The organism is Gordonia polyisoprenivorans, assembly GCF_017654315.1.
GTDB lineage: Bacteria > Actinomycetota > Actinomycetes > Mycobacteriales > Mycobacteriaceae > Gordonia > Gordonia polyisoprenivorans_A.
The window spans coordinates 2,815,736-2,838,178 of the sequence record NZ_CP072203.1 but is presented as its reverse complement, the minus strand read 5'-3'; the positions used below and the strand labels follow the sequence as shown (position 1 = coordinate 2,838,178).

General features: G+C 64.5%; 17 protein-coding genes. 12 read left to right on the top strand and 5 right to left on the bottom strand.

Annotated elements, in window-relative coordinates:
* The first annotated feature begins 73 nt into the window (after positions 1 to 73).
* Positions 74 to 3,907 carry a multifunctional oxoglutarate decarboxylase/oxoglutarate dehydrogenase thiamine pyrophosphate-binding subunit/dihydrolipoyllysine-residue succinyltransferase subunit gene (locus J6U32_RS12805; protein ID WP_244332942.1) on the top strand — a complete coding sequence of 1,278 codons (3,834 nt, stop codon included), beginning with the start codon at positions 74 to 76 and terminating at the stop codon, positions 3,905 to 3,907.
* A 92-nt stretch (positions 3,908 to 3,999) separates the two neighbouring features.
* Here J6U32_RS12805 and J6U32_RS12800 read toward each other — a convergent pair whose 3' ends face one another.
* Entirely contained in the window at positions 4,000 to 4,635 is a 636-nt protein-coding gene (locus J6U32_RS12800) for a TetR/AcrR family transcriptional regulator (RefSeq protein WP_208795764.1), read from the bottom strand.
* Positions 4,636 to 4,702: 67 nt separating this feature from the next.
* Between J6U32_RS12800 and J6U32_RS12795 the strand changes: the two genes are divergently transcribed.
* Complete coding sequence (locus J6U32_RS12795; RefSeq protein ID WP_208795763.1) at positions 4,703 to 6,235, top strand: flavin-containing monooxygenase; 1,533 nt, start codon at positions 4,703 to 4,705, stop codon at positions 6,233 to 6,235.
* Positions 6,236 to 6,265: 30 nt separating this feature from the next.
* Complete coding sequence (locus J6U32_RS12790) at positions 6,266 to 7,096, top strand: SDR family NAD(P)-dependent oxidoreductase (RefSeq protein ID WP_079929322.1); 831 nt, start codon at positions 6,266 to 6,268, stop codon at positions 7,094 to 7,096.
* A 22-nt stretch (positions 7,097 to 7,118) separates the two neighbouring features.
* Here the strand turns inward: J6U32_RS12790 and J6U32_RS12785 are convergent, their stop codons facing one another.
* Both J6U32_RS12785 and J6U32_RS12780 read right to left on the bottom strand, forming a co-directional pair.
* A complete protein-coding gene (locus J6U32_RS12785) occupies positions 7,119 to 8,105 on the bottom strand; it encodes a glycine betaine ABC transporter substrate-binding protein (protein WP_208796095.1) in 987 nt (328 codons plus the stop codon).
* A 34-nt stretch (positions 8,106 to 8,139) separates the two neighbouring features.
* On the bottom strand, positions 8,140 to 8,760 hold the full coding sequence (locus tag J6U32_RS12780) for a MarC family protein (RefSeq protein WP_079929320.1): 621 nt from the start codon (positions 8,758 to 8,760) through the stop codon (positions 8,140 to 8,142).
* A gap of 45 nt (positions 8,761 to 8,805) precedes the next feature.
* Here J6U32_RS12780 and J6U32_RS12775 point away from each other — a divergent pair, with 45 nt between their 5' ends.
* On the top strand, positions 8,806 to 9,885 hold the full coding sequence (locus J6U32_RS12775) for a magnesium and cobalt transport protein CorA (RefSeq protein ID WP_208796094.1): 1,080 nt from the start codon (positions 8,806 to 8,808) through the stop codon (positions 9,883 to 9,885).
* 52 nt (positions 9,886 to 9,937) lie between these two features.
* On the opposite strand, the gene J6U32_RS12770 is transcribed toward J6U32_RS12775, so the two are convergent.
* Entirely contained in the window at positions 9,938 to 10,516 is a 579-nt protein-coding gene (locus J6U32_RS12770) for an OsmC family protein (protein ID WP_208795762.1), read from the bottom strand.
* Between the two features lie 389 nt (positions 10,517 to 10,905).
* Here J6U32_RS12770 and J6U32_RS12765 point away from each other — a divergent pair, with 389 nt between their 5' ends.
* The 8 genes from J6U32_RS12765 (at position 10,906) to J6U32_RS12730 (ending at position 21,028) form a co-directional block, all read left to right on the top strand.
* The gene (locus J6U32_RS12765) at positions 10,906 to 11,634 is read left to right on the top strand and encodes a helix-turn-helix domain-containing protein (protein ID WP_208795761.1); all 729 of its coding nucleotides are present in this window, start codon (positions 10,906 to 10,908) and stop codon (positions 11,632 to 11,634) included.
* A 190-nt stretch (positions 11,635 to 11,824) separates the two neighbouring features.
* A complete protein-coding gene (locus tag J6U32_RS12760) occupies positions 11,825 to 13,219 on the top strand; it encodes an NtaA/DmoA family FMN-dependent monooxygenase (RefSeq protein WP_208795760.1) in 1,395 nt (464 codons plus the stop codon).
* A 1-nt stretch (position 13,220) separates the two neighbouring features.
* Entirely contained in the window at positions 13,221 to 14,444 is a 1,224-nt protein-coding gene (locus J6U32_RS12755; RefSeq protein WP_208795759.1) for an acyl-CoA dehydrogenase family protein, read from the top strand.
* 152 nt (positions 14,445 to 14,596) lie between these two features.
* Complete coding sequence (locus J6U32_RS12750) at positions 14,597 to 16,210, top strand: ABC transporter substrate-binding protein (RefSeq protein WP_208795758.1); 1,614 nt, start codon at positions 14,597 to 14,599, stop codon at positions 16,208 to 16,210.
* Positions 16,211 to 17,224: an ABC transporter permease gene (locus tag J6U32_RS12745; RefSeq protein WP_208795757.1), complete on the top strand. Its 1,014-nt coding sequence runs from the start codon at positions 16,211 to 16,213 to the stop codon at positions 17,222 to 17,224.
* Positions 17,221 to 18,084 carry an ABC transporter permease gene (locus tag J6U32_RS12740; protein WP_208795756.1) on the top strand — a complete coding sequence of 288 codons (864 nt, stop codon included), beginning with the start codon at positions 17,221 to 17,223 and terminating at the stop codon, positions 18,082 to 18,084. The genes J6U32_RS12745 and J6U32_RS12740 overlap by 4 nt, the downstream gene beginning before the upstream one ends.
* On the top strand, positions 18,084 to 19,796 hold the full coding sequence (locus J6U32_RS12735; protein WP_208795755.1) for a dipeptide ABC transporter ATP-binding protein: 1,713 nt from the start codon (positions 18,084 to 18,086) through the stop codon (positions 19,794 to 19,796). The genes J6U32_RS12740 and J6U32_RS12735 overlap by 1 nt, the downstream gene beginning before the upstream one ends.
* Positions 19,793 to 21,028 (top strand): acyl-CoA dehydrogenase, encoded by a 1,236-nt coding sequence (locus J6U32_RS12730; RefSeq protein WP_208795754.1) that lies wholly within the window; start codon positions 19,793 to 19,795, stop codon positions 21,026 to 21,028. The genes J6U32_RS12735 and J6U32_RS12730 overlap by 4 nt, the downstream gene beginning before the upstream one ends.
* On the opposite strand, the gene J6U32_RS12725 is transcribed toward J6U32_RS12730, so the two are convergent.
* Positions 21,009 to 22,373 carry an NtaA/DmoA family FMN-dependent monooxygenase gene (locus tag J6U32_RS12725; RefSeq protein WP_208796093.1) on the bottom strand — a complete coding sequence of 455 codons (1,365 nt, stop codon included), beginning with the start codon at positions 22,371 to 22,373 and terminating at the stop codon, positions 21,009 to 21,011. The two genes, J6U32_RS12730 and J6U32_RS12725, sit on opposite strands and share 20 nt — an antisense overlap.
* Between the last annotated feature and the right edge of the window lie 70 nt (positions 22,374 to 22,443).

Below are 22,443 nucleotides of genomic sequence, written 5' to 3'. Positions count from 1 at the left end.
GAGGCGAGAAACCGCTGTGAGCAGTTCGACATCCGAAACCGACTTCGGACAGAACGAATGGCTGGTCGAGGAAATGTACCAGCAGTATCAGAAGGATCCGAACTCGGTGGACCCGAGTTGGCACGACCTTCTGAAGAACTACACACCGAACGGTGGCGACACCGGTGCGAGCGGGTCGTCAAACGGGTCGGGTGCCCGCGCCGCATCCGCGAACGGCTCCGCATCCACCAACGGCTCGGCGTCCACCCCGAGCACCTCCGGCCCCACCACTTCCAGCGCGGCCAAGCCCAGCCCCGCCAAGGCCACGTCGACCGACTCCCAGCCCGCCCCGCAGCGCAAGCAGGGCGTAACCCTCGATCAGGGCCCCGAGCCGCGTACGACCACCCGCAAGACCCCCGCGCGTGAGGCGTCGGCCACCAAGGCCGCCTCCGGGCGCAGCGTCGCCAGCCGCGACGGATCCTCGCAGTCTCAGAAGGATCGGCCCGCCAAGGAGCCGGTGGCCAAGCCTGCGGCGTCGGCGCCCGCGGCCACCGAGGACGAGACCAAGGTGTTGCGCGGACCGGCCGCCGCCATCGCCAAGAACATGGCGGCGTCGCTGCAGATCCCCACGGCCACCAGTGTTCGCGCCGTTCCGGCCAAGATGATGATCGACAACCGCATCGTCATCAACAACCACCTCGCCCGCACCCGCGGCGGCAAGATCAGCTTCACCCACATCCTCGGCTACGCGATCGTGCAGGCGATCAAGTCGTTCCCGAACATGAATCGGCATTTCGCCGAGGTCGACGGCAAGCCGAACGTCGTCACCCCCGCCCACACCAACCTCGGCCTGGCCATCGACCTCGTCGGTAAGGACGGCAACCGCACTCTGGTGGTCGCCGCCATCAAGAAGTGCGAGACGATGGGTTTCGCCGAGTTCTACACCGGTTACCAAGACATCGTCCGGCGTGCCCGTGACGGCAAGCTGGGTGCGGAAGACTTTGCGGGCGTGACGGTTTCGCTCACCAACCCCGGCACCATCGGTACCGTGCACTCGGTGCCGCGGCTGATGAAGGGCCAAGGCGCGATCATCGGCGCCGGCGCGATGGAGTACCCCGCGGAGTTCCAGGGCGCCAGTGACGAACAGATCGCCGAACTCGGCGTCGGCAAGCTGATGACGCTGACCTCCACCTACGATCACCGCATCATCCAGGGTGCGGAGTCCGGCGATTTCCTGCGCCGCATCCACGAACTACTCCTCGACGACGCGTTCTACGACGAGATCTTCACCGCCTTCCACATCCCCTACGAGCCGATCCGGTGGCGTCGGGACATCCCGGCGGGTGCGGTCGACAAGAACACCCGTGTGCTCGAGCTGATCGCGGCATATCGCAACCGCGGCCATCTGATGGCCGACATCGACCCGTTGATGATGGACAGCGATGCGCGCACCAGTCATCCCGACCTCGACATCCTCACCTACGGTCTGACGCTGTGGGACCTCGACCGCACGTTCAACGTCGGCGGCTTCCACGGGCAGCAGAAGATGAAGTTGCGCGATGTGCTCTCGATCCTGCGCGACGCCTACTGCCGCCACGTCGGTGTCGAATACACCCACATCCTCGAACCCGATCAGCAGCGCTGGTTGCAGGAGCGGGTCGAGATCAAACACGTCAAGCCCCCGGTGGCCGAGCAGAAGTACATCCTGTCCAAGCTCAATGCCGCCGAGGCATTCGAGACGTTCCTGCAGACCAAGTACGTCGGACAGAAGCGCTTCTCGCTCGAGGGCGCGGAGTCGGTGATCCCCATGATGGACGCGGTGATCGACCAGAGCGCCGAGCACGGCCTCGGCGAGGTCGTCATCGGCATGCCGCACCGCGGTCGCCTCAATGTGCTGGCCAACATCGTCGGCAAGCCCTACTCGAAGATCTTCACCGAGTTCGAGGGCAATCTCAATCCGTCGCAGGCCCATGGCTCCGGCGATGTGAAGTACCACCTCGGCGCCGAGGGCAAGTACTACCAGATGTTCGGAGACAACGAGATCAACGTCTCGCTGACGGCCAACCCGAGTCATCTCGAGGCGGTCGACCCGGTACTCGAGGGTCTCGTCCGCGCCAAGCAGGATCTGCTCGACGAGGACCAGCAGTTCTCGATCCTGCCGCTGATGCTGCACGGCGACGCCGCATTCGCCGGGCAGGGCGTCGTGCCCGAGACACTGAACCTGGCGATGCTGCCCGGCTACCGCACCGGCGGCACCGTGCACATCGTGGTCAACAATCAGGTGGGCTTCACCACCGCGCCCGAGCACTCACGGTCCTCGGAGTACTGCACCGACGTCGCGAAGATGATCGGTGCACCGATCTTCCACGTCAACGGCGACGACCCGGAGGCCTGCGTGTGGGCCGCCAAGCTGGCCGTGGACTACCGCGAGACCTACCACAAGGACGTGGTGATCGACCTCGTCTGCTTCCGTCGTCGCGGCCACAACGAGGGCGACGACCCGTCGATGACCCAGCCGGCCATGTACGACGTGATCGATACCAAGCGCGGCGTCCGCAAGTCCTACACCGAGGCCCTCATCGGTCGTGGTGACATCTCCACCAAGGAGGCCGAGGACGCCCTGCGCGACTACCAGGGCCAGCTGGAGCGGGTGTTCAACGAGGTCAAGGAACTCGAGAAGTTCCGTCCCGAACCTTCGGAGTCGGTCGAGGACGATCAGCCGCTGCCGCAGAAACTGGTGACCGCCGTCGACAAGTCGGTGCTCGCCGAGATCGGTGATGCGTTCTTCAACGTGCCCGAGGGCTTCGATCCGCATCCGCGCGTCAAGCCGGTGCTCAAGCGTCGTCACGAGATGTCCACCGAGGGCGGCATCGACTGGGCGTTCGCGGAGTTGCTCGCCTTCGGCTCGCTGGTCATCGAGGGCCGTACCGTGCGCCTGTCCGGCCAGGACTCGCGTCGCGGCACCTTCACCCAGCGCCACTCGGTGCTGATCGACCGGGAGAACGGCTCGGAGTACACCCCGCTGAACCATCTGACGCCGCGCGACGGAGACTCGCTCGGCCGTTTCATGGTCTACGACTCACCGTTGTCCGAGTTCGCGGTCGTGGGCTTCGAGTACGGCTACTCGGTGGGCAACCCGGACGCATTGGTCCTGTGGGAGGCGCAGTTCGGCGACTTCGTCAACGGCGCGCAGTCGATCATCGACGAGTTCATCAGCTCCGGCGAGGCCAAGTGGGGCCAACGCTCCGATGTGGTGCTGCTGCTCCCCCACGGTCACGAGGGTCAGGGCCCCGACCACACCTCGGGTCGTATCGAGCGCTTCCTACAGCTGTGCGCCGAGGGATCGATGACCGTGGCGCTGCCGTCGACGCCGGCAAGCTACTTCCACCTGCTGCGTCGGCACGTCCTCGACGGCATCAGCCGCCCGCTGATCGTGTTCACCCCGAAGTCGATGCTGCGCAACAAGGCCGCGGTGTCGCCGGTCGAGGATTTCACCGAGGACAAGTTCCGCTCGGTGATCGACGATCCACACTTCGCCGCGAAGGGCTCCGACGCCGATCGCGACAAGGTCAAGCGCGTGCTGCTGGTCAGCGGCAAGCTCTATTACGAGCTCGCCGCACGCCGCGAGAAGGACGAGCGCGACGACATCGCGATCGTGCGCGTCGAGCAGCTCTACCCGGTGCCGCATCGCCGGCTGCGCGACACCCTTGAGCGCTACCCGAACGCCGAGGACTTCGCCTGGGTGCAGGAGGAGCCGGCCAACCAGGGACCGTGGCCGTTCCTGGGTCTGTGGTTGCCCGAGTTGCTGCCGGACCTGCTCAAGGGTCTGCGCCGGCTGTCGCGGCGTCCGATGTCGGCGCCGTCGTCGGGATCGAGCAAGGTTCACGCCGTCGAACAGGCCGAGATCATCGACGGGGCTTTCGCCTGAGCTGATCCATCAACGTGAGCGAGCCGCGGAATCCCTTGTGGGAGACCGCGGCTCGTTTCATACGGTGGTGCTGGGCGCCCACGGGCCGCACCTCACCCCGTGGGTACCGCCGCGCCGACAACCGTGGCCAGGGCCGGCAAGGCCGAGCTGATCACCGACAACAGCTCCTCGCGGGTGATCACCGGGTCGGTCAGCCACGAGATCGTGGTCTGTTCGACGAAAGCGATCCAGCCGTGCACGGTCATCTGGACCACCGGGGTCGGTTCGATCCCCAGGGCGGGCGCGTGCTCGAGAACCCGCCCGGCCATCACCGAGCGGGTATGGTCGAAGACCTCCCGCATCGCGGGGTCTGCGCTGGCCGATCCGCGGATCAGGGCCATGTACGCACTGCGGTTCTCGGTCACGTAGTCGACGTACGCCGACATCGACGCACCGAGGACCCGCAGCGGGTCCCCGAGCGAGTCGTCGGGTTCGGTGCAGTCGAGCATCTCCTGCGCCTGGGCGCGTGCGATCGCGACGTGAAAGTCCTGTTTGGATTCGAAGTAGTGGAACAACAGGGCGCGCGACACCCCGGCCACCTCGGCGATGGCGTCGATGGACACCTGCTCGAGCGGTCGGTTGCCGACCATCTCGAGACCGAGGGCGATCAACTGGTCGCGTCGCGCCTCCGGACTCATCCGGGTCCGACGGCTCGAGGCGCGGGTCTTCGAGGTGCTCACGGGGTACATCGTAGCTTATTGATTCTTGTTCAATAGTTATTGACTTTCATTCAATAGCGCACTAAGCTCAGACACCATGACAACGCATGATGTAGAGATCGCCATCGTCGGGGCCGGGTTCTCCGGCCTCGGCGCGGCCATCAAGCTCGCGCAGCGCGGCATCGACGATTACGTCATCCTCGACCGCGGCAGCGACTTCGGCGGGACCTGGCGCGACAACACCTACCCCGGCGCCGCCTGCGACGTCGCGTCGAACCTGTACTCGTATTCGTTCGCACCGAATCCCGAGTGGTCGCGCTCCTACTCCCATCAGCCGGAGATCCACCGCTACATCAACGCCGTCGCCGACGAGCACGGAGTGCGCGCGAAGGCACGGTTCGGCACCGAGGTCACCGAGGCCCGCTGGGACGAGGCCACCGCCCACTGGATCGTCTCGACGGTCACCGATGGCGATGAGAACACTTATCGCGCACGTCATCTCATCGGTGCGGTCGGCCCGCTGTGCGAGCCGAACCTCCCCGACATCGACGGCATCGACTCGTTCGGCGGCACCATCATGCACTCGGCGCGCTGGGACGACTCGGTGGACTTCGGCGGCAAGCGCGTCGCGGTGATCGGCACCGGTGCTTCGGCAATCCAGATCGTTCCCGAACTGGCCAAGGTCGCCGGACATCTCGACGTCTACCAGCGCACCGCACCGTGGATCGTTCCCCGCACCGAGCGGCCCTACACCCCGGTCGAGCACTGGGCGTTCAAGCACATCCCCGCTGTCCAGATCGCCTCACGGGCCGGGATCTACACCTTCAACGAGTTCATCGCCTTCGGCATGACGTATTCGCCGAAGGCACTCAAGCCGGTCGAGATGCTGGCCCGCGCCAACATCTTCCGCGGCATCCGCGACCCGCAACTGCGCAAGGCCGTCACCCCCGACTTCCAGATCGGCTGCAAGCGCATCCTGCGATCCAACACCTGGTATCCCGCGCTCGACCGCGCGAACGTCGATCTGGTCACCGATCCGATCTCGCGGGTCACCGAGACCGGCATCGTCACCGCCGACGGGACGGCCCATGACATCGACATCCTGGTGGTGGCCACCGGCTTTCACGTCACCGACTCCCCCGTGTTCTCCCACATCGTCGGCGTCGGCGGCCGCAGCCTGGCGAACGTTTGGGACGAGATCGGAATGCAAGGTTACAAGGGCTCATTCGTCCACGGTTTCCCGAACATGATGCTGATGATCGGTCCGTCGACCGGTCTGGGCCACACCTCGATGGTGTACATGATCGAGTCCCAGCTGAACTACCTGGTCGACTACATCGCCACCGTGCGCGCCCGCGAGGCGACGCGCGTGGAGGTGACCGAGGCCGCACAGCGCCGCTACAACGCCGGCATCGCCCACAAGCTCCGCAACAGCGTCTGGGTCAACGGCGGATGCGCCTCCTGGTACAAGGACGTGCACGGCAACATCACCACACTGTGGCCGGGATTCACCTTCGACTTCCGGCGCGAGACAAGGAAATTCGACGTCGCCGCCTACGACATCGATCGCGCTGCGAGCGCCGTGCCCGCGCAACCCACCTCCGCTCCCACCGCCGGCGTCGGCGCCTGAACAACTCCCACCACACGAAAGAAGGCATTCATGAAGGACTTTCGCGACAAGGTCGTCGTCGTCACCGGCGCGGGCTCGGGTATGGGCCGCGACCTCGCGGTCAAGCTCTCCCGTCTCGGCGCGAAACTGGCCATCTCCGATGTGAATCCGGACGGGCTCGCGGTCACCGAGCGACTGATCACCGAGGCCGGCGGCGAGGTGCACTCGCAGATCCTCAACGTCGCCGAGCGCGAGGCGGTCCTCGACTACGCCGAGACCGTCGTCGCCCACTACGGCCGGGTCAACGTCATCTTCAACAACGCCGGGATCGCCCACCACGGCGAGATCGAACGCACCGAGTTCAAGGACATCGAGCGCGTCGTCGACGTCGACTTCTGGGGAGTGGTCAACGGCACCAAGGCTTTCCTGCCGCACATCATCGCCTCCGGTGACGGCCACATCGTCAACACCTCATCGCTGTTCGGCCTCCTCTCCGAGCCCGGTCAGGCCGCGTACAACGCCGCGAAGTTCGCCGTCCGGGGATTCACCGAGGCGCTGAACCAGGAGATGATCGTCGCCAAGCACCCGGTCAAGGTGTCGTGTGTGCACCCGGGCGGCATCAAGACCGCGATCGCCCGCAACGCGACCGTCTCCGGCGATCACGACGCCACCGCGACAGCCAACTTCTTCGATCGTTACCTCGCCCGCATGACCTCCGAGGACGCCGCCGACGTCATCATCAACGGCGTGCGCAAGAACAAGACGCGCATCCTGGTCGGCGCCGACGCCAAGTTCCTCGACCTGTGGGTACGAGTGGTCGCCTCGAAGTACCAGTGGGTCATGGCCAAGGGCACCGCACTGGCACTGACCCGGGCCAAGTAGACACCCTCAGATCCGGTGCTCGTCAGATCTGGTGCTCGTTGAGCCAATCGGCCGCCAGATCCGCCGGGTGCGCGCCGGCGCGGACCTTGCCGGCGAGTGTGGCGAGGTCGGCGGTGGTGATCTCGCCGGCCACCCGATTGACGGCCTTCACCTGATCGCGGGTCAGCGCCGCGGTCCGATACACGGGCACGAGTGTCTCGGGTTGCGGTCCGGCGCCCCGGCCCGACGAGCCGGCCGGGGCGGGTAACGCCTCGACGCGGCCGGCTGGCCCGGAGGCCGAATCGCCTCCGATCTGCAGTGGCGTGAGCAATCCGAGCGCGGTGCCCGTGGCCGTCCGCTCTAGCACGGTGTGCACGTTGGCGACCCGTTGCACCGGACCCGCCCGGCATCCGGCGTCGGCAAAGGCACGCAGGGTCGCCGGATCGGGCTCACCGGTGGTGACCACCGGGAGGTCAGCGGGCAGCCGCCCGCACCCCGACAGGTCGCTCACCCCGGCCGTTGCGGCCAACGACGTCGCGACGAACAATTGCGGGGTGGCACTCACCGGCGTCGCATCGCCGACCGAGACCCCCTGCGGCAGAGAATGATTCAGGTCGACGTAGAGAGCGTCGGAGTTGGGGTCACCGGCGGCGGCGCCCTCGGCGGCGGGCTGCGTGGACGGCGCCGGGGAGACGGGCGAGTCCGCCGCCTGCGCCAGCGACGGCGCGAGTTCGGCCAGCAATTGACCGGTGAATGCCGGGAAGAGATCGACCTCACCGCGCTGCATCGCGTCGAGTTGTGCAGTGTCGCCGCCGATCCTCGGCTCGACCGAGACGTGCGCACCCGCAGTGCGCAACGCGCCCGCATAGATCTGTGCCATCACGAGCGACTCCGGGGTCCCGGAGGCACCCATCACCAATGGCCTGCTCTCGTCCGGGCCCGCATCGTCTCCGCCGCTGCCGCATCCGGCGAGCGCGGCGACCAGCACCAGGACGGCTGCCAGGATCGCCGGGGCCGCGCCGCGGCGCACTCGATGTCGCACGGCACTCACCGTAGCGTGCCGCTCACCCGCCGGCGGCGATGAACCCGGCCACCGAGTCGGCGATGAGCTGCACGGCGATGGCCGCCAGCAACAGACCGGCGATCTTGGCCAACAGGGTGATGCCGCCGACACCGAGGATGCGGATCAGCACCGTCGAGTATCGCAACACGATCGCGACGACGATGTGCACGCTGACGATGGCGGCCGCGATCGCGAGGTAGCCGCCCGCGTCACCGGAGACCCCGCTGACCCCGACGATGACCGCAGCGATCGCACCCGGTCCGGCGAGCAGCGGTGTGCCCAGCGGCACCAGCGCGACGTTGACGTCCTCGGAGGCCTGCGGCGACCCGGCGCTGCCCAGCCCGGTCAGCAACTGGAGCGCCACCAGCAGCAGGAGCAGTCCGCCGGCGCCCTGCAGGGCGGGGATACCGATGTGCAGGTAGTTCAGGATCGCCTTGCCGCCGATGGCGAAGACACTGATCACCAGCAAACTCACCAACGGGGCCTGCCAGGCGGCGCGGCGCCGGTACTCCGGTGTCCGGTGACCGACCAGCGACAGGAACAGGGGGATCTGCCCCGGCGGATCCATGATGACCAGCAGGGTGATCAGGGTCGTCGTGTAGACCGTGACGTCGAAGGACACGCGCTGATCTTACGGGCGGCGCGTAGCATCCCAGGCGTGCCATCGATGCCCCATCTTCGCCCCGGCCTCGGATTCACCACCGGCCGCCGCGAGCGACGGCCGCTACCGAGGATCCCGGTGCCCATCGCCCGCGCGATCGTCGATTGCGCGGTCTACGTCGACGGGCATCGGCAGCCCGGACGGATCGGCTACTCCGAGGCCCTCGAACAGGTGCGCAGTACGGGTGAGGGATTCGTCTGGCTCGGTCTGCATTCACCCGACGACGAGCAGATGACCGGTGTGGCGGAGGTCTTCGGACTGCACGAGCTCGTCGTCGAGGACGCGGTGCACGCCCACCAACGCCCCAAACTCGAGATCTACGACAACACCCAGTTCTTGGTACTGCGCACGGTGAAGTACGTCGAACACGAATCGATCGAACAGGCCAGTGAGGTCGTCGAGACCGGCGAGATCATGATCTTCACCGGCCCCGACTTCGTGATCACGGTGCGCCACGGCGATCACACCCACCTGTCGGGATTGCGCCGACGCATGGAGTCCCGTCCCGAACGCCTCGCCCTGGGTCCGACCGCGGTCATGCACGCCATCGCCGACCTCGTCGTCGACAGCTATCTCGCGGTCAGCGAGAGGATGGAGACCGATCTCCTCGCCATCGAGAGTTCGGTGTTCGGCAACAAGAAGCGCTGGCTCGACATCGAACCGGTGTATCTGCTCAAACGCGAAGTGCTCGAACTTCGCCGCGCGGTGACCCCGCTGACCAATCCGCTGTCGCGGCTGACCTCCAACAATCCCTTGGTGCCCAAGGAGATCCGACGCTATCTGCGCGACGTCGCCGATCACCTCACCACAGTCGTCGACCGCGTCGTGGAGTACGACGAGGTCTTGTCGTCGCTTCTCGACGCCGCCGCGGCGAAGGTCGGCATCCAGCAGAACAGTGACATGCGCAAGATCTCCGCGTGGGTGGCTATCGGCGCCATCCCGACGATGGTCGCGGGTCTCTACGGCATGAACTTCGACATCCTGCCGGGTATGCACGATGCGCAGGGTTTCGGTCTGGTCTGTCTGTTCCTGGTGGTGGTCTGCGGCGCGCTGTGGGGGGCGTTGCGGCGCAATCACTGGCTGTGAGCGTCGAGAAGGAGCGCGAAACACGGTCGACCGAAACGGCGCAGCCGCACTCTCAGGACTGCTGGGCGATCTTCAGCTGCGTGACGAGCGATGTCGGACGAGTGACGGTCTGCGCCACCGGCGATCCCGAAACCGCCTTGTTCCACAACGTGTTCAGCACCTCGTCGCTCGAGTCCGCGACCACCTCGGCAACGATTTCGAGACTGTGGAACCCCGGGTTGCCCTGGTCCGCAAGCCCCGCCCATCGCAGAATGTTGTCAAACCTGGCACGGACGGTGACCCTGAGATCATCCAGCCGAATCCCGGCCAAGGTCGCGTGCAACACCATCCCGTCGGTGATACAGGCGGCCACCGCAGACAACAGGTACTCATGCGGAGTGGGCGCCGAATCACGAGCAGTCAAATCCGCAGGCTCGTCGAACTGGATGGTGTGCCCCCGCGCCACGGCATCAACCCGAAACCCTCCTCGCCAGCGCGTCGAGATAGTCCACGGACCGCTGAAGCGCGCTACCTGGGCAACGTCGGTCATCCGGTCGGACAGCTCTGCTCTGGCGTCCTCGGCTATCCCATTCAGGGGCATGGAGCCCAGCCCGTGGGCACCGGACTGGTCGGCAGAGGGTTGGTCGCTCATTCCCTCGACGATAGTCGCGTCGGGCCGGCACGTCGCAGGACGTGGGTTAGTCTCGTCGTCAGTGGCGTAACGCATACTTCGGCAGGGGGCGGGTGATGGCAACTTCGGTCGGTCTGGGCATCGGTCCGGTGCCGACTCCGAGGCTCACAACCGGCGTCCCGCAAGTGGATTCACTGCTGGGACCGCTTGTGGGAGGCGAGAATATCGCCTGGTCCGTCGATGACGACCCAGCGACACTCATTGCAACGATCCTGGCAGCTGCAGGCCCGACAGCCATCGCCGTCGACGCGCAACAACTGCAATCACTTCAATCGCAACCACCCGACGTCTCCACCTTCTTGATCGACTTGAGCAGCGCCACGACATCGCAGACGCGCACGATCGTGAGTGTGGCGCAATCGATCTTCTCTGCCCAACGGTCGGTCTGCCATTGGCTGGCGGCGCCCGACACCCCGGCTCGCAACGAGTGGGCGTGGGCCATGCAGGTGGAACTCGATGTGGCCGACGGCGCAGTGAGCGTCGTGCGCGCCGATGGCCGCGCTGTCAGTCGCAACCGTGTTGCGCTGGGAGACTCTCACGATCTGAATGGTTCTCGACGCCCCGGCCCGGGCGCATCGGCGCTGGGGCGAGGGGTGCGCGCGGCGCGCACCGACCGCGGCTGGAGCCAGTCCGAGCTAGCCCGTCGAGTCGGCATCACACCCAGCGCGATCTCACAGATGGAGCGCGGACGACTCGGCATCTCGTTGGACACCGCCATAGACATCGCCGAGCAGTTGGGTTTACCTCTGGACACTCTGGCGCGCGGCGATGCCGCGACCCCCATCATCGTCGAGCAACGAGACGGGATCCCAGCCGAGAATGCGCCGGCGACCGCCGTTGCATCACCACTGGCGCGTGGCGCGCTCCGGTCGCACCGACTGTCGCCGCACGAAACGCTGAGTCCATCGACCGGACCGGCGGGCACTCTCACCATTCTCATCGGCTCCGGGTTGGTCTGTGTCGAGCGAGCATCCTCGCGGATGCTCGCTCGCGCCGCCGACGTCGTCTCGCTGACCAACGCTCACGGCGCCTCGATTCGCAACGTCGGGGACGCCCACGCCATCCTGTTCCACTTCTGACTCGCCTCGGTGAACCACTCCTTGAATCAAGTGATGGTTCATATTTCTCCCACTGATCGAAACAGTTGTAAGTATCACTTTCAGTCCGGATACTGACTGCGCGCGGGTCGCCCGACTCTGGGTCAGACGCTTCACAGCGAGCACTCGCCGACGCCGCACACTTCATTCCCGAGAACGCAAAGGTCGCCCCATGCCTCGTCCGCCGATCTACAACGGCTTTCTGCATCTGACCCCAAATCATCACAGCCACGGCTTCTGGCGGACTCCGCAAGGACAGGTCCAGTACGGGTACACCAAGCTCGACCCCTATATCGATGTGGTCACCACCTTGGAGCGCGGTCTCTTCGACACCCTGTTCATCGCCGACGTGGTCGGCGTCTACGACCTCGACTTCGGCGAGAGCAACACCACCATCCGTGCCGGCTCCCAGTTTCCCGAACCAGACCCGGTGACGATCGTCTCGGCGTTGGGATACGCGACCGAGCATCTGGGAATCGCGGTCACCAGCAACATCATTCAGAGTCACCCTTTCAGTTTCGCGCGCCAGCTCTCTTCCCTGGACCACTTCACCGACGGTCGCGTCGGGTGGAACATCGTCACCTCGTACCTGTCCAACGGATTCCGCAACTACGGTTACGATGCCATCGTCGGCCACGATGACCGCTACGTGTGGGCTCAAGAATATGCCGACGTGACCTACAAGCTCTGGGAGCATTCCTGGCAGGATGGCGCGGTAGTCCACGACCCGAGCACCAATCGATTCTTCGATCCCGACAAGATCCGCACGATCGACCACGTCGGGCCGCGTTACCAGGTGCAGGGTCCCCATATCGTGGAGCCGTCGCCACAGCGCACACCAGTACTCTTCCAGGCCGGAAACTCCACTGCCGGAAGGCAATTTGCGGCCAGAAATGCCGAGGTCACCTTCTTGCCCTCGCAGACACCGCTGACCGCGCGTGCCGACATCGACATCCTCGATGCCGAGACACGAGCACAGGGGCGCGATCCGCAGTCGTTGAAGAAGATCGTGACACTGTCCACCATCGTCGGCTCCACCGAGGAAGAGGCCAAGCGCAACCAGCAGTACTTCCGTGACAACATCGACTTCGAAGCCCTGCAAGCCTTCTGGAGTGGCGGGAGCGGGATCGATCTGACCTCGGTCGACCCCGAGACACCGCTGGCCGAACTCGCCAAGCGCGCACAACTGGGCGACCACGTACGTTCGGTGTTCCGGGCGGCGGCCGATTCACAGGTCGATCCGTCCACGGTCTCCTGGCGGGACTATCTGCTCGATCAGGGCCTGCTCCCGGGCCGCTTCGCCGGAACACCGGAGCAGATCGCCGATCACGTGTCTTCGTGGGTGGATGCAGGGGTCGATGGCTTCAACGTGGTACCCATCACCACTCTTGGATGGTGGGGAGAGTGGGTCGACAACGTGCTTCCGGTCTTGCAGGATCGCGGCCTGGCGCAACGCGAGTACCACCCAGGCACCTTGCGCAACAAGCTCTTCCGTAACGGCGATGCCATCGACGCCCGTCATCGGGCGCGCACCATCGGCCTCTCGGACTCCGTTGGTGCGCACTGATATGACCGGCCTCATCGAGACCTCCACCTCACCACACGGCTCGTTGTCCGCACGTTTTGCTCCGTTGTTCGCAGAGATCGGTGCCACAGCGATCGATCGGGAACGCGCACGCACGCTTCCCACCGAACTCGTTGCCCGCCTGGCCCAGTCGGGCTTTACCGCACTGCGCATTCCGCGGGAGTTCGGCGGCAGTGAAATCCGATTGAGTGAGCTTGCCGAGCTGTTGATCCAGCTGGCGGCGGCGGACTCCAACTTCGTTCAGATCCTGCGTGCCCACTTTCTTTACACCGACGCCTTGCGCCAAGCTCCGGTCAGCCCCGAGCGCGATGAATGGCTACGACGCATCGGCAACGGTGAGATCCTCGGCGGTGCCTACACCGAGCAGTCCGCAGAGAACCGCACCCACTTCTCCACAACGATCTCACCCGATCCCTCGGGTGCGTCCATCATCTCCGGTGAGAAGTTCTACAGCACCGGGTCGTGGTACGCAGACTGGATCATCACCGCCGGGGAAGGGCCCGACGGCGTCGCCCAGGCTGTGGTGGCTCGTGATGCCGACGGCGTTGAACTCCTCGACGACTGGAACGGCTTCGGACAGCGGCTGACGGCGAGCGGTACCACGCGTTTTCACGATGCGAGCACCGCTGGAGCGCCCCAGCTGCCGCCAGGTGTACAGCCGGGAAGCTACGGCACCTCGCTGGCACAGTTCTGGCATATCGCCGCTCTGGCCGGTATCGCACAGGCCGTGCACACCGAGACCGTCGACTACGTGAGATCGCGAAAGCGATACTTCGCGCAGGGCGCAGGTGTCGTGCCCGCTCTCGACCCGGTGGTTCAGTCAGTGGTGGGCGAGCTCAGCGCGGCACGCTACCTGGCCGCGACGATCACCCGCAGTCTCGCGGCCCGCCTCGATGACCTCGATGTAGCCATCACGACCGGTGGTGCCGATGAGGCTCTGTTCGACGAAGTAGAGGTCGAGGTGTACCGCGCTCAAGTTGTGGTCATGAATTCCGTCTTGTCCGCTGCTGCCCGGTCATTCGATGTGGGTGGCGCATCCGCAGTCGACGCCGATAGATCGTGGGATCGTCACTGGCGCAACGCACGTACTCTTGCCAGCCACAACCCCTCCCCACTCCGGCTGGTCAGCATCGGCGACTACGACATCAACGCAACCTCTCCCTTCCGTACCTGGCTCAGCGGCGTGGACCTGAGGAATCGCGCCTGACGACCGCAGAAGCGGTACCTCCACAAGACCCAGATCAGCACGTCGGCATTCTTTGCCGCCTTATTCGTCGATCTTCCCTCTTCGCCGGTCTGCGAGACTCCCCTGCCACATGCGCCGACCAGCACAGCTGTCACCGTGAAAGGAACCACCCCATGAAGTCTCGATGGAGACTCGGCCTCGCCACAGGCATGGCGTTGAGCGCCGTACTCGCACTTACCTCGTGCTCGTCGTCACAAACCACCGACGCCGGAACCAACAAGTCCGAGACCATCACCTACGTCCATGAGCAGGAACCACCATGCCTATGGGGCGGATGGGTACAGCAGGCATACCTGTCCCGACAAGTTTTCGACTCGTTGGTGAGCTGGGATACCGACAAGCCCGTGCCGTGGTTGGCCACCTCGTGGACCACCTCGGCGGATCGCAAGAATGTCACGTTCGTACTCAAGGACGACGTCAAGTTCACCGACGGAACCCCCTTCAACGCCGACGCGGTGGTCGCCAACGTCAACTACTGGCTCAAGAACCTCGGATGGAACCAGTTCTCCTACCTCACCGGGGCAACGGCCGACAACGCCAACACCGTGACCTTGCATCTCTCCGAGCCCAATCCCGAGATCTTGCGAGTACTTTCCAACGGCCACTACGGAATCCAGTCACCCACCGCGCTGGCCAAGAACTCCGAGGCCCAGAACTGCCAATACCCCGTGGGATCGGGACCATGGAAAGTCAACAAGTGGTCCCAGGGCCAGCAGATCCTGTTCGAGCGCAACGATGCTTACACCTCGGCACCGCAGAACGCCAAACACCAAGGTCCCGCCTATGCCAAGTACCTGGAATGGAAGTTCGCACCCGACGCAACCACTCGCTGGAGTGCGTTGACCACCGGTCAGGCTCAGGCCATCTACAATCCGCCGTCCAACCAGTGGGCCACGGCCGAAAAGGACTATCAGGTCCATAACTTCATCACCGGCGGTCGGCAACAGGCATTCTCCTTCAATGTCGCCCGTGGACCGTTCACCGATGTCCGGGTTCGCCAGGCCTTCGCCTATGCCGCCGACCGCAAATCGATCGTCGACGCGGTGTTCAAGGGATCTGCACCCTACGACGCCAATGGCTCACTGAGCCCCAATAATCCGTCGTATCTCGACGTCAACGACACCTACCTGTACAACCCGACAAAGGCCGGTCAACTCCTCGACGCGGCGGGTTGGAAGCTCAACTCCGACGGCGTGCGCGAGAAGGACGGCGCACTCCTGAAGATCCGACTGCCCTACGGCGCGGGCCCCATCGTCAGTCAGGATGGCACGGCAGCGCTGCAAGCGATCCAGGAGCAGGTAGCGAAGGTCGGATTCGAACTCGATTTGGTGCCGCTGACCATGACCCAGCTCTTCGCCGGCGAATCCAGCAGTGTCAACGACCTCGAGCTCTACTTCGGTTACTGGGTGTGGCCCGCACCGAATATTCTCGACATCGTCTACAGCGCAGGCACTACCGCAGAACCCAACGGCAATAACAAGACCTTCTTCAATGATCCTGCCGTCGAGGCCAAGATCATGGCGGCTCAGCGAGAGTCGGATCCCACCGCCCGTGATCAGCAGTACCAGGACCTGCAACGCTACTTCAACGACCAGGCGATAGCCGTTGGCTTTTACGACTTCACCAACAGCGTTGTCACCACGAAGGGACTCAAGGGGTTCTGGCAAGACCAGGGCAGCAACGGCTTGCCGGTGTTCTCCGACGTTCAGTTGAGCGGAGATCAGTAGATGAGCATCGCCGAGGCCATCGGAGTGCCCGACACCGATGATGAGACACCACAACCGCGCACCTCGCCTGCCCAGGTCGCACGCACCACAGCGGTGAAACTCGCCTCGGCGATCTTCGTTCTGTGGGGCGCAGTGACCGTCACCTTCATCGTGCTCTCGGTACTCCCGGGCAACCGGGCGGCGATCGTCCTCAACGTGCAGTCCGGGTTGACCACCACCCGGACAGATACCGAGATCGCCGCGGTCAACGCCCAATACGGTTGGGACAGACCACTGATCGTGCAGTACTTCTCATATCTGGGAAATCTGCTGCGCGGCGATCTGGGCACGTCGTGGGAGCTGCGCCGTCCGGTCACCGAGATCATCGGCGAGCAGGTGGGCCCCACCCTGACGCTGACCATCTCGGCCCTGATTCTGGCCTGGGTGCTATCGGTGCCGTGGACCCTGCTGACCGCAGGGCGTGGACGCCGGGTCAAGACGCTCGGTTCCACTGTCGAGACGATCACCGCCGGGCTCCCCCAATACTGGCTGGGCGTCATCTTGCTGATCGTCTTCGCAGTGAACCTCGGGTGGTTCCCGGTGATCGGCGGAGTCGATGTCAGCGGCACGGTGCTTCCGGCGTTCACCCTGGCAATTCCCTTGGCCGGGTTCATCGGACAGGCCACCCGCACCGAATTCGATCGGGCGATACGGCAACCGTTTGTGCTCTCGGCACGGACACGGGGAATGAGTGAGAACGGGGTTCGCCTGCGCCACGTGTTACGGCACGCGCTCATCCCCGGGATCACGCTCTCCGGGTGGGCAATGGGAGCACTGCTATCCGGAGCAGTATTGGTGGAGTCGGTCTTCGCGCGACCGGGTCTTGGTGCCGTCCTCGTCAAATCGGTGTCGGACAAAGACTTCGAGCTCGTCATGGGACTCGTCATCTTGATCAGTGCGGTCTATGTTGCCGTCAACTTGCTCATCGACGTCATCTACACGATCGTCGATCCACGTCTGGGAGGTAGCAGATGACCAGCCCCGGTGAAGTACTCCACAGCACGCGCAAGCGGCTGGGTACAACAGTCACCACCGTGCCCCCGTCCACGCTGATTGCAGCGGTGGTCTTGGTTCTGGTTGTTGTGGCCGTGGCCACTCCCGGACTGTTGGCCACCCAGTCGGCCTTCGCGGTCGACCTCGGTCAAACCCTGGCACCGCCGTCGAGTTCGCACTGGCTGGGCACCGACAGCGTCGGACGTGACCTGTACAGCCGCATCATCTGGGGTACCCGAAGCTCGTTGTCGATCGGTATCGGTGCAATGGCACTGGCCCTGGTAATCGCGCTGATCCTCGGTTTTGTTGCGGCCTTGAGCCCACGCTGGCTGGGTGAGCCGGTGAACCGACTTCTCGACATCTTCCTCGCCTTCCCGGTGCTGCTGTTGGCGCTGCTGTTCGTGGCGCTGATGGGCCCCTCGGAACTGAGCCTGATCATCGCGGTCGGTATCGGTTCGGCCCCCGGTTATGCCCGCCTCGTCCGCGCCCAAGCGTTGGGCGTACGTGATTCGGCATACGTCGAAGCCGCCCGCGCACTGGGACACGAGCGACGAACCATCTTCTCCCAACACATCTTTCCCAACGCTTTTCGACCGTTGGTGGCCCTGGTGGCGCTCGGGGTCGGCCAGAGCATTGTGTGGGCGTCCGGGCTGTCGTTTCTCGGCTTGGGAGTTGCCCCGCCATCGCCGGAGTGGGGCGCGTTGCTCAATTCAGGCAAAGCCGATATCACCACCGCATGGTGGCTCGAGGTGATGCCCGGCCTGGCGATCGTGGTGACGGCCTTGGCTTTCACCCAGATCGGACGCTACATCCAGGATCGTTCTGAAGGGATCTCACACTGATGACCGCAACCGTCGTCGCCACCACCGACTCCACCGGCGAGCTGGTACGGGTGGAGAATCTCAATGTGTCCTTCGGGGGCGAGCAGACACCCGAGGTCCACGTGGTCAAGGATGTCTCGTTCACCCTGCGTCAAGGTCAATGCATCGCTCTGGTCGGTGAGTCGGGCTCAGGTAAATCGGTGACCGCACGCACCCTTGTCGGCTTGTCCGGAGAGGCCGCCACCGTATCGGCCGACACACTCGAGTTCAATGGCCAGACCCTGCTCCGTCGCCCGGACTCCTGGTGGCGATCGGTACGCGGTGCACAGATAGGTTTCATCCTGCAGGATGCACTGGTCTCACTCGACCCACTGCGCCCGGTGGGCAAGGAGATTGCCGAGGCGTTCTCGCTGCATGGTGTGGGCGACCGAGCGGGTCGATCGGCCCGCGTCGCCGAGGTACTCGGACGGGTGGGGGTACCCGAGCCCGAAGTCCGTTCACGCCAACGTTGTGGAGAGCTCTCCGGCGGACTCCGACAACGCGCTTTGATCGCCTCGGCCATCGCACTCGAGCCGGCGCTGGTCATCGCCGACGAGCCGACCACCGCCCTCGACGTCACGGTGCAAGCGCAGGTACTCGACGTCCTACAAGCGATGATCGACGGGGGTACCACCGTCATCCTCATCAGCCACGATCTCGCGGTGGTAGCGCGGATGGCCGATGAGATCCTGGTGATGAAGGGCGGACGTATCGTTGAATCCGGCTCGGCGACACAGGTGTTGAACGCACCACGCCACCCCTACACCCGGCAACTGATCGATGCGGTACCAAGCGAACACACCAAAGGTGTTCGGCTCTCACGAACGACACACGCGACCCGGACGGCTGCCGCACTGTTTCCGCCACGAATGGACACGGCCGCTTCCGACGCCCCGCCGTTGCTCACCGCACGACGGGTCACCAAGTCCTACCGCGGTCCCGACAACATCCGGCGCCGCGTGGTCAACGATGTTTCGTTTCACCTCGATCGAGGCGAGACACTCGGGATTGTCGGCGAATCCGGTTCGGGTAAAAGCACTCTGGCTCGCATCGCGTTGGCGCTGACCACCCCCGACTCCGGCGAGGTGTTGTTTCGGGATTCGCCCTGGACGAGTGCAAGTTCTGCCGATCAGCGTCGTATCCGCCGACGGATCTCCGTGGTCTATCAGGACCCGTTGAGTTCCTTCGACCCCCGCTGGCGCGTCCACCGGATTCTGGCCGACGCCATCACACTCGGGGACACCGCCAACGCTTCCCGGATCGATCAGCGGGTGGTGGAGCTCTTGGAGATGGTTGGGTTGACGGAACATCATTGCCGGGCGTGGCCGCTGCGGATGTCGGGCGGACAACGCCAACGGGTGGCCATCGCGCGGGCGCTGGCCACCAACCCCGAGGTGGTAGTACTCGACGAGGCCGTCTCGGCACTCGACGTGTCGATACAAGCACAGATACTCGACCTGCTCACCGACCTCCAGTACCAACTGCACGTGAGCTACCTGTTCATCTCACACGATCTCGGGGTCATTCATCACATGAGCGACCGCGTGCTGGTGATGCAGGGCGGCAACTGCGTCGAGCAGGGTGATGCCGACGAGATCTTCAACCATCCGACCCACGCCTACACCCGTAAACTCCTCGAGTCCCTTCCCCGCCTCGAGTACCAACAACTCCACCAGGTGGCGCAACGATCATGACAACGACAGTCGCAGCAGCACAGCCCCTCCCGACGCCCGAGACCGAGTCGATCAGTGCCGCACTGATCCCGATCGTCGCAGCAATCGGTGCGCAGGCACCCGCCCGGGAATCACAGTCACACTCACCGGAACCGGAGGTCGCCGCACTGGCCGCAGCCGGGCTGGGTCGACTACGCGTGCCGGTCGAGTTCGGTGGCGGCGGATCATCGGTCTCCGAGCTTGCCTCCGAGCTGATCCGCCTCGCGGCCGCCGACTCGAACTTTGTGCAGATCTTCCGCGGTCATCTGGGATTCGTGGAGTTCCTGCTCCGACTCGACGCCAGTCCGGTACGCGACGAGCTACTGGCGGCGGCGGGGCGCGGCGAGCTGTTCGGGCCGGCCGCGTCGGTGAGCGCGAGCGGCAAACCCGGCGAAGCTGCACCGACCACCATCATCGACTCCTCGACCACCTTGGAGCGTGGTGAGAACACACTGGTGTTGTCGGGCAGCAAGTACTACACCACCGGTTCGCTCTACGCCCAGTGGATCAACGTGCTCGTCATCAACGACGACGGAGTGTTTGAGGTCGTGGTGGGCCGCAACGATCCAGGAGTCGGCGTGATCGACGACTGGAATGGTTTCGGCCAACGGTTCACCGCCAGTGGCACTGCCCACTTCGACCGAGTGGAAGTGCGCCCGGGATATGCTTTGCGCCGCGAGTCCGCGGCCACCGGCGAGTACCTCAACGCCTTCTATCAACTTGTTCACTCCAGCACGCAGGCGGGGATCCTCGAGCGGGCGACACGTGATCTCGGCGAGTTGGTCGCGGGGCGTACACGCAGTTATCCGCTGGCCACGGCAACTCCGCCCCGACACGATCCGCAGGTGCTCGAGGTGGTCGGCGAGGTCAAGACCGCCGCGTACGGAACTCGTTCCGCGGTGACAGCTGCGGCACTGACCGTTGACGGTTACAACGCAGATCCTTCACCGCAAGGACTGAACGAGGTGATCGTCGCGGCCGCAGCAACGCAGGTACTCAATACACGTCTCGCCGGGGAGGCAACCTGGCGATTCTTTGACGCCGCCAGCGCATCGGCAACCGATCTCGACCTTGCGCTGGACCGGCATTGGCGCAATGCCCGCACCATCTCCTCGCACAATCCGGTGATCTACAAGGCCCGATCCATCGGCGAGTATCTGGTCAACGGTGAGCTCCCGAGCTCTTTTGGCACCATCATCGCCCCACGGGAGTAAAGGCCCCGCGGTACGCCGCACCCGGATGCCGTGCGCTGAGCCGGTCGGCTCCGAAGATCTTATGCCGCAACGTGCCCGGCGTGTACTCGCGCTGAGCGAGGCCGCGGTCTCGCAGCACCGGCAGAACCTTGTCGGCGAATTCGGCAAACGATCCCGGGATCACCCAGTTGATCACGTTGATGCCGTCGACCCCGGCATCCTGCCACACCTGCAGGGTGTCGGCGATCTGCTCAGGCGTTCCCACCACAACGGAATTGCGAAGTCGTTGCAGCGCAAGATCGCCGACGGTCGGCTCCCGGTCGGTGATATGGCGACGAAGATGGTCGAGGAACCCGTGGGCGGTGTTGGTGCGGACGTCACGGAGTGGGGTTTCGGCGGGATATACCCGGCCGTTCTCGTCGACGATCGCCATATGTGCCGAGTACCCGTCCGGGCTCACATAGCGTTGATACTCGGCAAACTTCTCGCGCGCCTGTTGCTCGGTATCGCCGATGACAAAGCTCAGCCCCTGGTGGAAGGTGATGTCGCCCGGGTTACGTCCGGCAGCCTGTGCCAGCGCCCTCGTTTGCGTAATCTGCTGGCGGGCGATCTCCGGAGTGGGTGCCACGAGGAAGACGGCCTCGGCGTTGCGGGCGGCAAAGGCCCGACCGGGCCCGGAAGATCCGGCCTGAAACAGCAGCGGCGTTCGCTGTGGCGAGGGCGACGGCAGAAAAGGCCCCTCAACCCGATATCTCTCACCGGAGTGGAAGATCTTGTGGATCTTGCTCGCGTCGGCGTGCACTCCACCGGCCTTGTCGACGAGTAACGCGTCGTCGTCCCAGGATCCCTCCCAGAGTTTGTAGGCAACCTCGACATACTCGTCGGCCCACCGATACCGTTCGTCGTGATCTTCCAGCGCCTCGTACCCGAAGTTGCGATACCCGTTGTCCTGGGTTCCGGTCACGATGTTCCAGGCGATGCGTCCCTTGCTGATGTGATCCAACGTCGCAATCTGGCGGGCAAAGTTCGTGGGGTGTTGCTGAAAGACATTTGACGTCACGGCAAGGCCCAGATGCTGGGTGTGTGTGGCCAACGCGGCAACGAGCACTGTCGGGTCGTTACTGGGGATTTGCAATCCTTCTCGGGCGTATACCGAGTAGTCCGCATCGGCGTCTCCGTAGTGTCCCGAGACGTCTGCGAAGAAGATGGTGTCGAATCTGGCCTCCTCCAGCAGAGTTGCCAGATCGATCCACAGGTCGACATCGTTGAAATCACTCTGCTGCGCATCATTTCTGCGCCACTGACCGTGGTGGATATGACTGGTGGTGTTCATGACGAACGCGTTGAAGAACAGCCGCTTGGGCATCGCAACTTCCTGTAATCGAATACGGTTATGCCGCAGCAACAATCGATCGACTGTTCGGCGTATGCAACTA

Bases quoted from the DNA above. Each gene is read 5' to 3' on its own strand.
- J6U32_RS12805 (WP_244332942.1), top strand. From the start codon at position 74: ATGTACCAGCAGTATCAGAAGGATCCGAACTCGGTGGACCCGAGTTGG.
- J6U32_RS12800 (WP_208795764.1), bottom strand. From the start codon at position 4,635: ATGTACCCCGTGAGCACCTCGAAGACCCGCGCCTCGAGCCGTCGGACC.
- J6U32_RS12795 (WP_208795763.1), top strand. From the start codon at position 4,703: ATGACAACGCATGATGTAGAGATCGCCATCGTCGGGGCCGGGTTCTCC.
- J6U32_RS12790 (WP_079929322.1), top strand. From the start codon at position 6,266: ATGAAGGACTTTCGCGACAAGGTCGTCGTCGTCACCGGCGCGGGCTCG.
- J6U32_RS12775 (WP_208796094.1), top strand. From the start codon at position 8,806: ATGCCCCATCTTCGCCCCGGCCTCGGATTCACCACCGGCCGCCGCGAG.
- J6U32_RS12770 (WP_208795762.1), bottom strand. From the start codon at position 10,516: ATGAGCGACCAACCCTCTGCCGACCAGTCCGGTGCCCACGGGCTGGGC.
- J6U32_RS12760 (WP_208795760.1), top strand. From the start codon at position 11,825: ATGCCTCGTCCGCCGATCTACAACGGCTTTCTGCATCTGACCCCAAAT.
- J6U32_RS12755 (WP_208795759.1), top strand. From the start codon at position 13,221: ATGACCGGCCTCATCGAGACCTCCACCTCACCACACGGCTCGTTGTCC.
- J6U32_RS12750 (WP_208795758.1), top strand. From the start codon at position 14,597: ATGAAGTCTCGATGGAGACTCGGCCTCGCCACAGGCATGGCGTTGAGC.
- J6U32_RS12745 (WP_208795757.1), top strand. From the start codon at position 16,211: ATGAGCATCGCCGAGGCCATCGGAGTGCCCGACACCGATGATGAGACA.
- J6U32_RS12740 (WP_208795756.1), top strand. From the start codon at position 17,221: ATGACCAGCCCCGGTGAAGTACTCCACAGCACGCGCAAGCGGCTGGGT.
- J6U32_RS12735 (WP_208795755.1), top strand. From the start codon at position 18,084: ATGACCGCAACCGTCGTCGCCACCACCGACTCCACCGGCGAGCTGGTA.
- J6U32_RS12730 (WP_208795754.1), top strand. From the start codon at position 19,793: ATGACAACGACAGTCGCAGCAGCACAGCCCCTCCCGACGCCCGAGACC.
- J6U32_RS12725 (WP_208796093.1), bottom strand. From the start codon at position 22,373: ATGCCCAAGCGGCTGTTCTTCAACGCGTTCGTCATGAACACCACCAGT.